This is a genomic window from Actinotalea sp., assembly GCF_035443605.1.
Classification (GTDB): Bacteria; Actinomycetota; Actinomycetes; order Actinomycetales; family Cellulomonadaceae; genus Actinotalea.
Genome location: NZ_DAORSQ010000018.1, coordinates 18,741 through 30,057, shown reverse-complemented (window position 1 = coordinate 30,057; position 11,317 = coordinate 18,741). Strand labels below are relative to the sequence as shown.

Annotated in this window: 8 protein-coding genes and 1 riboswitch; of the genes, 4 read left to right on the top strand and 4 right to left on the bottom strand. The window is 74.7% G+C overall.

From position 1 onward, the window contains the following. Positions 1–1,376, bottom strand: a 1,376-nt coding sequence (gene dnaK / locus PKY62_RS03655; RefSeq protein WP_324534955.1) for a molecular chaperone DnaK, incomplete at its 3' end; no start/stop codon positions are given. A 333-nt stretch (positions 1,377–1,709) separates the two neighbouring features. Here dnaK and PKY62_RS03650 point away from each other — a divergent pair. The 3 genes from PKY62_RS03650 to PKY62_RS03640 all read left to right on the top strand — a co-directional run bounded on the left by PKY62_RS03650 (position 1,710) and on the right by PKY62_RS03640 (position 6,609). Then, positions 1,710–2,309 (top strand): YdeI/OmpD-associated family protein, encoded by a 600-nt coding sequence (locus PKY62_RS03650; protein WP_324534953.1) that lies wholly within the window; start codon positions 1,710–1,712, stop codon positions 2,307–2,309. 106 nt (positions 2,310–2,415) lie between these two features. Continuing rightward, positions 2,416–4,242, top strand: coding sequence for an NAD-binding protein (locus tag PKY62_RS03645; protein WP_324534951.1), 1,827 nt, complete (start codon positions 2,416–2,418; stop codon positions 4,240–4,242). 102 nt (positions 4,243–4,344) lie between these two features. After that, positions 4,345–6,609 carry a 6-phosphofructokinase gene (locus tag PKY62_RS03640; protein ID WP_324534949.1) on the top strand — a complete coding sequence of 755 codons (2,265 nt, stop codon included), beginning with the start codon at positions 4,345–4,347 and terminating at the stop codon, positions 6,607–6,609. Between the two features lie 10 nt (positions 6,610–6,619). Here PKY62_RS03640 and PKY62_RS03635 read toward each other — a convergent pair whose 3' ends face one another. The 3 genes from PKY62_RS03635 to PKY62_RS03625 are packed head-to-tail and all read right to left on the bottom strand — an operon-like array spanning position 6,620 to position 10,513. Continuing rightward, entirely contained in the window at positions 6,620–7,708 is a 1,089-nt protein-coding gene (locus PKY62_RS03635; protein ID WP_502875775.1) for an ABC transporter ATP-binding protein, read from the bottom strand. Beyond that, a complete protein-coding gene (locus PKY62_RS03630; RefSeq protein ID WP_502875774.1) occupies positions 7,705–9,390 on the bottom strand; it encodes an ABC transporter permease in 1,686 nt (561 codons plus the stop codon). Before PKY62_RS03630 ends, PKY62_RS03635 begins: the two co-directional genes overlap by 4 nt. 10 nt (positions 9,391–9,400) lie before the next feature. Next, positions 9,401–10,513, bottom strand: coding sequence for a thiamine ABC transporter substrate-binding protein (locus PKY62_RS03625; RefSeq protein WP_324534944.1), 1,113 nt, complete (start codon positions 10,511–10,513; stop codon positions 9,401–9,403). 80 nt (positions 10,514–10,593) lie between these two features. Further along, positions 10,594–10,714, bottom strand: a riboswitch (TPP riboswitch). A gap of 94 nt (positions 10,715–10,808) precedes the next feature. Between PKY62_RS03625 and PKY62_RS03620 the strand changes: the two genes are divergently transcribed. Continuing rightward, the gene (locus PKY62_RS03620; RefSeq protein WP_324534942.1) at positions 10,809–11,249 is read left to right on the top strand and encodes a hypothetical protein; all 441 of its coding nucleotides are present in this window, start codon (positions 10,809–10,811) and stop codon (positions 11,247–11,249) included. Positions 11,250–11,317 lie beyond the last annotated feature (68 nt).

The following is an 11,317-nucleotide window of genomic DNA, read 5'->3' as shown; positions in this document are numbered from 1 at the left end:
TTGGCGTCGATGTCGAAGGTCACCTCGACCTGCGGCACGCCGCGCGGCGCCGGCGCGATGCCGGTGAGCTCGAAGGTGCCCAGCGGCTTGTTGTCGCGGGCGAACTCGCGCTCGCCCTGGAACACCTGGATGAGCACGGACGGCTGGTTGTCGTCGGCCGTCGAGAAGATCTCGCTGCGCTTGGTCGGGATGGCGGTGTTGCGCTCGATGAGCTTGGTCATCACCCCGCCCTTGGTCTCGATGCCCAGGGACAGCGGCGTGACGTCGATGAGCAGGACGTCCTTGCGCTCACCCTTGATGACCCCGGCCTGCAGCGCGGCGCCGACGGCGACGACCTCGTCCGGGTTGACGCCCTTGTTGGGCTCCTTGCCTCCGGTGAGCTCCTTGACGACCTCGGTCACCGCGGGCATCCGGGTGGAGCCACCGACGAGGACGACGTGGTCGATGTCGGCCAGCTTGATGCCGGCGTCGCGGATGACGGCGTTGAACGGCGCCTTGGTGCGCTCGAGGAGGTCGGCCGTCATCTGCTCGAACTGCGAGCGCGTGAGCTTGGAGTCCAGGTGGATGGGGCCGTTCTCGCTCATCGAGAGGTACTGCATGGAGATGGTCGTCGCCGTGGCGGAGGAGAGCTCCTTCTTGGCCTGCTCGGAGGCCTCGCGCAGGCGCTGCAGGGCGATCTTGTCCTTCGACAGGTCGACGCCGGTCGAGTTCTTGACCTCCTTGATGAGGTGCTCGACGATCCGCTGGTCCCAGTCGTCGCCACCGAGGTGGTTGTCGCCCGAGGTCGCGCGCACCTGGATGGTCGAGAACGCGTCCTCGTCCTTGCCCACCTCGAGCAGGGAGACGTCGAACGTGCCGCCGCCGAGGTCGAAGACGAGGATGAGCTCGTCCTCCTTGCCGCGCTCCAGGCCGTAGGCCAGGGCTGCGGCGGTGGGCTCGTTGACGATCCTCAGCACGTTGAGGCCCGCGATCTGGCCAGCGTCCTTGGTCGCCTGGCGCTGGGCGTCGTTGAAGTACGCGGGGACGGTGATGACGGCGTCGGTGACGGCCTCGCCCAGGTACTGCTCGGCGTCGCGCTTGAGCTTGCCCAGCACGCGTGCGGAGATCTCCTGCGAGGAGTAGTCCTTGTCGTCGATCTTGACCGACCAGTCGGTGCCGACGTGGCGCTTGACCGAGGAGATGGTCCGGTCGACGTTGGTGACGGCCTGCCGCTTGGCGACCTCGCCGACGAGGACCTCACCGGTCTTGGAGAACGCGACGACCGACGGCGTGGTGCGCGAGCCCTCGGCGTTGGCGATGACGGTGGGCTCACCACCCTCGAGGACGGCGACGACGGAGTTGGTGGTGCCGAGGTCGATCCCGACCGCTCGTGACATGGGAACTGCCTTCCTTGATGCGGGGCGCTCGCCGGCGGGAGCCGCGAGCCGTGCTGGTCCAGGCGTTGGTTGAGCCTGCTGGGCTCAAGTCTGCGACGACCGTGGCGCGGATGCAAGTCCGGACGCCGAGAGTTGAGCCTGCTCGACTCAACCTCGCCGTCTGGCACGGTATTCCGCCCGGGTCGCGCCCCGACGCACACCTGCCACTCGCGCTGCGTGGAACATCCGGATCGGATCTCGTTCCGGATGCTCCACGGCACGGGCAGGCGCAGGGTCGGGGGCAGCGCGCACGCGCGGGGTGCGAGGTCGTCGGGGGTGGGGGAGGGTTGACGCATGGCCGACGACCTCCCCGAGCTGGTGCTGCCCGACGTCGCCGCGTGGCACGCCTGGCTCACCGAGCACCACGCCACCGCTCCCGGGGTGTGGCTGGCGCTGCACAAGAAGGGTGGGACCGTCACGTCCCTCACGTACGACCAGGCGCTCGACGAGGCGCTGTGCCTCGGCTGGATCGACGGGCAGGCCCGCCGCCGGGACGACGAGAGCATGTGGCAGCGGTGGACGCCGCGCCGGGCAAGGAGCGTGTGGTCGGCCCGCAACGTCGGGCACGTCGCGCGGCTCGAGGCCGAGGGCCGGATGCTCCCGCCAGGGCGGGCGCAGGTCGAGGCCGCGCAGGCCGACGGCCGGTGGGCGGCGGCCTACGGCGGCGGAGCCTCGACGCCGCTGCCCGACGACCTCGCCGCAGCGCTCGCCGCCGAGCCGCGCGCGCAGGCGTGGTTCGACGTCCTCACCTCGACCAACCGGTGGTCGATCGTCTACCGGGTGGCGCAGGCCAAGCGCCCCGAGACCCGGGCCCGCCGGATCGCCGGCTTCGTCGCCGACCTCGCCGAGGGGCGCACCCCCTACCCGCAGAAGCGCCGGCCCGCCGACGGCTGACCGCCGACCGTCGGCGCACCGCTGCCGCGCACGCCGGCCCGGCCCTGGCCCCACGGCGCACCCGGAACGTCCCCGCCGGACCCTCCCGACGCGGGATCATGCGTGCATGGCTCCCCTCACGGACGACACCGCCGGGCACGTCATCGTGCACGGGCTCGAGGGGCTCGGCCTGCGCGTGGTCGAGCACCTCGTGGCGCTCGGGGTGGACGTGGTCGCGGTGGACGACGGCGCCCGGCCGGGTGCGGTGCAGGCGGCCACGGCCATGGGCGCCACCGTGGTGCCGCACGTCGACGGCGCCGCCGCCGCCCTGAGCTCCGCCGGGCTGCCGGCCGCGCGGGCCGTCGTCTGCCTGTCGACGGACGACCTCGGCGCGCTGGAGACCGCCCTGCTCGTGCGCCGGCTGCGGCCCGAGATCACCGTGGTCGCCCAGATCCGCAACCCCGCCGTCGCGCGCGCCCTGCGCGCCGACGCCGGGGTGACCGTGCTCGACGAGGCCACCGTCGCGGCCCCGGCGATCGTCGAGGCCTGCCTGGGCGAGGGCGGTCAGGGCTTCTGGGTGGGCGAGGAGATCGTGCAGGTCCGCACCGCGACGGCGCCCCGCGCCGGCCTGCTGCGCGACCTGTTCGGCGAGGAGCTCGTGCCGCTCACCGTGCACCGGGCGGGCGAGGACGGCGAGCCGCTGCTCTGCCCCGGGCGCGACCTCGAGCTCGGGCCCGGCGACGTGCTGAGCATGCTCGGCGAGGCGAGCGCGTGGGCGCGGCTCGCCCCGGCGCCGCCGCCGGTGGCTGCCGCACCGCCCGGCGCTCGCTACGGGAGCAGGCCCGCGGCCGTCCCGTCGCAGGTCGAGCTGCCGCGCCACCGCCCGCCGCGCGCGACGACGCTGCAGCGGTGGAGCCGCGCCGTCGTGCGCGCCACCGACTCCCGCCTGCGCCGCGTGCTCGCGGCCCTCCTCGTCCTGGCGCTGGTCTCCGTGCTCGTGCTGCTGGTCGGCTACGAGGAGGCAGACGGCACGCGGATGAGCCTGCTCGACGCGGTCTACTTCACCGTCGAGACCATCGCCACCATCGGCTTCGGCGACTTCTCCTTCCGCGAGCAGCCGGACTGGCTGCGCGCCTACGCCGTGGTGCTCATGGTGCTCGGGGCGGTGCTCGCCACCCTCACGTACGCCCTGCTCACCAACCTGCTGGTGTCCCGTCGGCTCCAGGAGCAGCTCGGCCACGGCGAGGTGACCGGGCTGCGCGGCCACGTCATCGTCGTCGGGCTCGGGTCCATCGGCATGCGCGCGGCCGAGGCGCTGCGGGCGACGGGCACGCCCGTGGTGGTCGTCGAGCGCGACGAGGACAACCGCTACCTCGCGCAGGCGCGCGCCCTGGGCGTCCGGGTGGTCGCCGGGGACGCGACGCTGGCCCGCACGCTGGAGCTGGTCAACCTGTCCCGGGCGCGTGCGGTGGCGGTGCTCACCAGCGACGACCTCACCAACCTCGAGGTGGCGCTCGCGGTGCGCGACCAGCTGGACCCCGACGACGACGTGCAGATCGCGATCCGGCTGTTCGACCGCCGCCTGGCTGTCACCCTGCGGCAGGCCTTCGGCCTCAGCCACATCCGGTCGACCGACGAGCTCGCGGCGCCGTGGTTCGTCGGTGCGGCGCTCGGCCTGGAGGTGCTGGGCACGTTCTACGCCGGCGACGTCCCGCTCCTCTACGCGCGCGTGCAGGTGACGCCCGGCGGCGGGCTGGACGGCGTGCGCCTCGACTCGCTCACCGCCCGCAGCCGCGTCGTGGCGATCCGCCGGGCCGGGACCGGCGAGGTCCGGCGGGCCGTCCGGCGCTGGACGGAGCTCGCTGCGGGCGACGAGGCCTTCGTCGTCGGTCCGCACGAGGAGCTGCTGGGACTGCTGCGCCGCGACGGCGTCCCGACGGCGGGCCGCACCTAGCCCACGCCGGGGTGCCCGCACCGCACCCTTGGGCCCATCCCCACCCGGACCACCGTCCAATAGGCTCCAGACGAGGCCACGCCGCTGACCGAGGGATGACGCATGGACACGACAGCTGCGAGCACCGGGACGAGCACCGAGGCCGGCACCGGGCCGGCACCCGCGCGCACCGCGATCGCGGTGCTCACCTCCGGCGGCGACGCCCAGGGCATGAACGCCGTGGTCCGCGCCGTGGTCCGCACGGCCATCGGGGCCGGCGCCGACGTGTACGCGGTGTACGAAGGCCTGCAGGGCCTGGTCGACGGCGGGGACCGGATCCGGAAGTTCGACTGGGGTTCCGTCGGCTCGATCCTGCACCGCGGCGGCACCGTCATCGGGACCGCGCGATCGACCGACTTCCGCCAGCGCGAGGGCCGGCTCAAGGCCGCGCGCAACCTCGTGCAGCACGGCATCGACCGGATCGTGGTCATCGGCGGGGACGGCTCCCTCTCGGGTGCCGACCTGTTCCGCAGCGAGTGGACCGGGCTCCTCGCGGAGCTCGTCGAGCGCGGCGAGATCACCGCGGAGCAGGCCGCGCAGCACACGCACCTCGTCATCGCCGGCGTGGTCGGCTCCATCGACAACGACATGGTCGGCACCGACATGACCGTCGGCGCCGACTCCGCGCTGCACCGCATCATCGAGGCGATCGACGCGCTGTCCAGCACCGCGGCGAGCCACCAGCGGTCCTTCGTCGTCGAGGTCATGGGCCGGCACTGCGGCTACCTCGCGCTCATGAGCGCCATCGCCGGCGGCGCGGACTACGTGCTCATCCCGGAGAACCCGCCGGCGGAGGGCTGGGCAGACGAGATGTGCGCCCGGCTGCGCGCCGGCCGGGCGGCCGGACGCCGCGACAGCATCGTCGTGGTCGCCGAGGGCGCCCAGGACCGCGAGGGCCGGCCGATCACGAGCCAGGGCGTGCGCGACCTGCTGCAGGAGCGGCTCGGCGAGGACACCCGCGTGACGATCCTCGGCCACGTGCAGCGCGGTGGCACGCCCAGCGCGTACGACCGCTGGATGCCCACCCTGGTGGGGCACGCCGCGGCGCTCGAGGTGGTGGGCGCGGGGCCCGACCACGAGCCCCAGCTCATCGGGGTGCGCCACAACCGGGTGCACCGGACCCCGCTCATGGAGGCCGTCGAGCGCACGCGCGACATCCCGCGCCTCATCGAGGCCGGCGACTACGAGGGCGCGATGGCCGCGCGCGGGTCGTCGTTCACCGAGATGGTGCGGGTGTTCCACGGCATCGCCCAGGTGGCGCCAACGCAGGTCAAGGACGGTTCGCGGATCGCGATCCTGCACGCAGGCGGTCTCGCGCCGGGGATGAACACCGCGGTGCGCGCCGCCGTCCGGTTCGGCCACTCGCGCGGCCACACCATGCTGGGCGTCCGAGGCAGCTATCAGGGCCTCATCGACGGCCGGATCAGCGAGCTGGACTGGGGCGACGTCGAGGGCTGGGTGGGCAGCGGCGGCGCGGAGCTGGGCACCACCCGCGCGATGCCGAGCGTCGAGCAGTACTACGCCGTGAGCCGCGCGCTGGAGAACAACGACATCGACGCGCTGCTGGTGGTCGGCGGCCACCGCGCCTACGAGGCCACCTACCGGATGCTCCAGGAGCGGGACCGCTACCCGGGGTTCCGGGTCCCGGTCATCTGCCTGCCCACCACCATCGACAACAACCTCCCCGGCTGGGAGATGGCGATCGGGGCGGACACGGCGCTCAACGAGATCGTCAGCGCCGTGGACCGGCTCAAGCAGTCGGCGATGGCCTCGCGCCGGTGCTTCGTCGTCGAGGTGATGGGGCGCTACTGCGGCTACCTCGCCCTCCTGGGCGCGATGTCCGTCGGCGCCGAGCGCGTGTACCTGCACGAGCAGGGCGTGCGGCTGGCCGACCTCACGGCCGACGTCGCCGAGATGGTCGCCAGCTTCCGGTCTGGCCGGCGCTTCCACCTCGCCATCCGCAACGAGGCGGCCTCCGTGGGCTACACCACGGAGTTCCTGTGCCAGCTGTTCGCCGAGGAGTCTGGCGGTGACTTCGACGTCCGCCCGATGGTCCTGGGCCACCTGCAGCAGGGCGGCAACCCCACCCCGTTCGACCGCGTGCACGCCACCCGCCTCGCCGCGTACTGCGTCGACTGGCTCTCCGGGCAGATCGACGCCGGCAAGGCCGAGTGGTGCTTCGTCGGGCTGACCGACGGCAAGCCGACGCCCGTGCCGCTCAAGACGATGCCCGACCTCGTCGACATGGAGTTCCGCCGCCCGCTCGACCAGTGGTGGCTCGGGCTGCAGCCCGTGATGGACGCGCTCGCGGTGGAGCCGCCGGAGTAGGTCGGGTGTCTCAGCCGACGACGGCGATCGCACCCGCCTCGGCGCGCAGCCGCACCACGGCGCCGGCGCCCGGCAGGTCCCCGGCCGCGTAGGCGCGGCTGGGCTCGACGACGGTGACCTCGCCGACGCGCTCGACGTCGACGACCAGCTCCACCACGCCGCGCCGGAACCCGGCCGAGCGCACCACGCCGCGCAGCGTCGCGCCGTCGTCGTCGGCCCCCACGGCGGGCCCGGTCCCCGCCGCGCGCGCGGCGCGCCGCCGGCCGGCCAGCACCAACGAGCCGGGGCCGAGGGCGAGGACGGACCCGCCGCCGTCCACGACCGCGTCGAGCGCCGGCACCGAGCCCACGGCGACGAAGGCCTCGTAGCCGAGGAACTCCGCGACCCGTCGCGACGCCGGCCGGTGCCACAGCTCGGCGGGCGGGGCCACCTGGAGCAGCCGCCCGGCGTCGAGCACCGCGATCCGGTCCGCGACGGCGAAGGCCTCGTCGTGGTCGTGCGTGACGAACAGCGCCGTGGTGCCGGTGGCGACCAGGGCGGCGCGGACCTCGCCGGCCAGCCGCTCGCGCAGTGCCCGGTCGAGCGCGGAGAGCGGCTCGTCGAGCAGCAGCAGCCGGGGCCGCGGGGCGAGCGACCGGGCCAGGGCGACGCGCTGCCGCTCGCCGCCGGACAGCGTGGCGACGGCCCGGTGGACGAACCCGGCCAGGCCGACCACCTCGAGGAGCTCCGCCACCCGCGCGATGCGCTCTGCGCGCGGCACGTGCGCCATCTCGAGGCCGAACGCGACGTTGGCACCCACGTCGCGGTGCGCGAAGAGCTGCCCGTCCTGGAACATCAGGCCGAACCCGCGGCGGTGGACCGGCACGCCCGCGAGGTCCTGCCCGTCCCACGCGACCGACCCGGCGGACAGCGGCTCGAGGCCAGCCACCGCGCGCAGCAACGTCGACTTGCCGGAGCCGGACGGCCCGAGCAGGGCGAGCACCTCGCCGCGCGGCACGTCGAGGCTCAGCCCGTCCACGGCGGTCGCGGTGGTGCCGTCGTCGTCCCGGTAGTGCACGACGACGTCCCGCACGGTCAGACCGCCCGTCCGATCGCTCACATGTCCCCCGCCCCGTGCGGCCGCAGCCGCTCCGCCGTCGCCATCACACCAGCCGTGAGCACCGCGAGCAGCACCGACGCGGCGAGGGCCGTCCCCAGGTTCTCCGCACCCGGCCGGCCGATGAGCCGCACGATGACCACCGGCAGGGTGGGCCGGTCGGGCCGCGCCAGGAACGCCGTCGCGCCGAACTCCCCCAGGCTCACCGCGAAGGCGAGCCCCAGCGCGAGCCCGGCGGAGCGCGCGGCGATCGGCCAGTCGACCAGCGCGATGACCCGCCCCGGCGACGCGCCCAGCACGGCGGCGGCGTCGTGCAGCCGCGCGTCGACGGCGCGCAGCACCGGCAGCACGGTCCGCACCACGAGCGGGGTGGCGACGACGGCCTGCGCGATCGGCAGCAGCAGCGGCGAGCCCCGCAGGTCGACGTCCAGCCCCAGCGGCGCGTCCAGCGCGACGAGGAAGCCGAAGCCGACGGTCACGGCCGAGACGCCCAGCGGCAGCATGAAGGCCGCGTCGAGCACCCCCACGGCGCGGCGCAGCGCGCGCGAGCGCGGGCGCCGCGAGACCACCAGCGCGACGAGCCCCCCCACGACGACGGCGATGACCGTCGCGTCGAGCGCCACGCGCAGCGACGTGACGGCGGCGGCCGCGACGCTGCCGCCCAGCCCGCCGCCCGAGCCGGGGGTGGCCAGCGCGAGGTAGTTGCCGAGCCCCCAGCCGTCCGGCGTGTGCAGCGAGCGGACCAGCAGGCTGCCCATCGGCAGGGCGAGCAGCCCGAGCACGACGGCCCCGGTCACGGCGACGGCCAGCACGTCGCCGCCACGCCGCTCCGGTCCGCGCAGGGCGAGCCGCCGCCGCGAGACCGGCTCGGCCGGGCCCATCGGCAGGGCCCGCTCGCGCCGCGCTCGCGCCCGGCCCGCGACGACGAGCACCGCGACGACGACGACGAGCTGGACCACCGACAGCACCGCGGCGGCGCGCAGGTCGAGGTACTGCGTGGTCTGCACCCAGATCTCGGTCTCGACCGTGCCGTACCCGGGCCCGCCCAGCACGAGGACCACCCCGAAGGCCGTGGCGCAGAACAGCGCGACGATCGACGCGGCCGACGTGATCGCCGGCGTGAGCGCCGGCAGGGTGACCTGCCAGAACGCGCGCAGCGGCCCCGCACCGAGGGCGCGCGCTGCCTGCTCCGCGCGCGGGTCCAGCTGGGCCCAGAACCCGCCGACCGTGCGCACCACGACGGTGTAGTTGAAGAACACGAGCGCCGCCACGACCCCGGCGAAGGTCCCGTCCCAGCCGAGGAACCCGAGCGAGCCGGAGTCCGCCAGCACCGTGCGGAAGGCCACGCCGACGACGACCGTCGGCAGCACGAACGGCACCGCGACGAGCGCGACGAGTGCGCGCCGCCCGGGGAACTCCGTACGGTGCAGCAGGTAGGCGCCGGGCACCCCGAGCAGCACGGCGACCGTGGTCCCGACGGCGGACTGCGCCACCGTGGTGCCGATGATGCGCCAGGTGCGGGGCCGGCCGAAGACCTCGGCGAACCCCGACAGGTCCAGCGCGCCGTCGGCCACGAACCCCCGCGCGACGAGCGTGGCCACGGGCAGCACGAAGAACACGCCGAGGAACACGAGGGGCACCCCGACGGCCACCCCCCAGCCGACCGCGCGCCTCACGCCGCCCACCGCACCGGGGTCAGCCGATGACCGTGTCGGTCCAGGTGCGGATCCACGCGTCGCGGTGCGCGGTGATCGCCGCCGGGTCCACCTCGAACGGCTCGGGCGCGACGGGCGCCCACTGCGCCCAGCCCGCCGGCAGCTCCACGGTCGTGTCCACCGGGTAGACGTACATGCTCTGCGGGATGTCGGCCTGGACCTCGGGGCTGAGCAGCCAGTCGACCACAGCACGCGCGCCCTCGGGGTTGGCCGCGCCCGCCAGGACCCCGGCGTACTCGACCTGCCGGAAGCACGTGTCGAGCATCGCGCGCGTGGGCGCGACGGTCGCACCCTCGGGCACCTCGTACGGCGGGCTCGACGCGTAGGAGACGACGAGCGGCCGGTCCCCCTCCGACGACGGCCCGGAGAAGTCCACGTAGTACGCGTCCGACCACCCCGCCGCGACCTTGACGCCGTTGTCGCGCAGCGCGGACCAGTAGTCCACCCAGCCGTCCTCGCCGAACGCGCCGACCGTCGCCAGGAGGAACGCCAGGCCGGGCGACGACGTCGACGGGTCGGTCACCACGAGCAGGTCGCGGTAGACCGGGTCGGCGAGGTCCTCGAGCGTCTGCGGCTCGGGCAGGCCCGCCGCCGCGAACCACGCGACGTCGACGTTGACGCACACGTCGCCGACGTCGATCGCCGTCAGCGAGCCCGCGTCGTCGACCGCGTACCGCGTGACGTCGTCGCCCGCGAGCGGCGAGGTGTAGGGCTCGAGGACCCCCTCGTCGATCGCGCGGCTGGCGAAGGTGGTGTCGATGCCGAAGACGACGTCGCCCAGCGGCGCGTCCTTCGTGAGGACCAGCTGGTTGACCAGGGCGCCGCCGTCGCCCGGCGCGCGCTGCTCCAGGGTGAGGCCCGTGTCCGCCTCGAACTGCGCGACGAGCACCTCGCTCAGCGCGAACGAGTCGTGCGTGAGGAGCACGACGGTGCCGCCGCCCTCCTCGCCCGGCTCCGGCGTGGCGCCGTCGTCCGCCCCGATCGCCGAGCAGCCCGCGAGCGCGAGCGTCCCGACCGCCAGGACCGCGACGGCGGCCCTGCCGCGCGGGGCGCCGACGCCCGTGCGTCGGGTGGTGTGGTGCTGTGCTGCCATGAACTTCCTCCTCGTCAGGTGCCCGAGGGGGACGGCGCCCCGGCGTCGACGGGCGCAGGCCCGACGACGACATGGACGACGTCTGAGACGTCCCGACTCCCTCCGCCGGCATGACCCGGTTCAGGTTCGAGGGTCTGCGGTTGCCCGCACTCTCAGCGTCCAGCGCCCGGATGTCCGGGCGACGCTCCCCTGTCGTTCCCGGTCAGCGTACCCGGCTAGGCTCGCCACGAGGGCCAGCCGGACCGTCCCGACCGGAGCCGCGCCGGGCGGGCCCCGCGATCCACGGGAGCGGACCATGGCACGCCGTGCACAGCTGTTCGTCGCGACCCACGCCGGGGCCCTCTCCCGGGCCGATGCGCTGGACGCCGGCAACCCGCCGCAGTCGGATGCGCCGCACGAGGACCTCCCGGGCATGGACGCCCTGGACCTGGAGCTGCTGGGCGAGGTCGCGGCGAACGCCGTGCGCTTCGGGGTGGGCGACGTCGAGCCCGCCGAGGTCGACCTCGACCACGAGCTGCTCTTCCAGCTGCCGACGTTCCTCACCGAGGTGCTGGCCGAGGTGGGCCGCGCGGAGGACCCGGAGCTGCCCGGCGAGGTCGCCGAGGCATGGGCCGCCTCGGTGGAGCGCGACGCCCCCGGCGAGGACCTGCTGCCGGTGCTGCGCTCGATCGTCGCGGTGGTCACCGCGGCCGAGGTCGCCGGCCGCGGCGTCTACCTGTGGGTCGAGGCCGTCTGAGCCTGCGCACGCCGCTGCGCCCGCGGGGCGACCGACCCGCGCACGACGGTGGCCCGCACGACGGCCCC

Coding starts and splice junctions, on each gene's coding strand:
- PKY62_RS03650 (WP_324534953.1), top strand. CDS start 1,710: ATGGCCGACGACCTCCCCGAGCTGGTGCTGCCCGACGTCGCCGCGTGG.
- PKY62_RS03645 (WP_324534951.1), top strand. CDS start 2,416: ATGGCTCCCCTCACGGACGACACCGCCGGGCACGTCATCGTGCACGGG.
- PKY62_RS03640 (WP_324534949.1), top strand. CDS start 4,345: ATGGACACGACAGCTGCGAGCACCGGGACGAGCACCGAGGCCGGCACC.
- PKY62_RS03625 (WP_324534944.1), bottom strand. CDS start 10,513: ATGGCAGCACAGCACCACACCACCCGACGCACGGGCGTCGGCGCCCCG.
- PKY62_RS03620 (WP_324534942.1), top strand. CDS start 10,809: ATGGCACGCCGTGCACAGCTGTTCGTCGCGACCCACGCCGGGGCCCTC.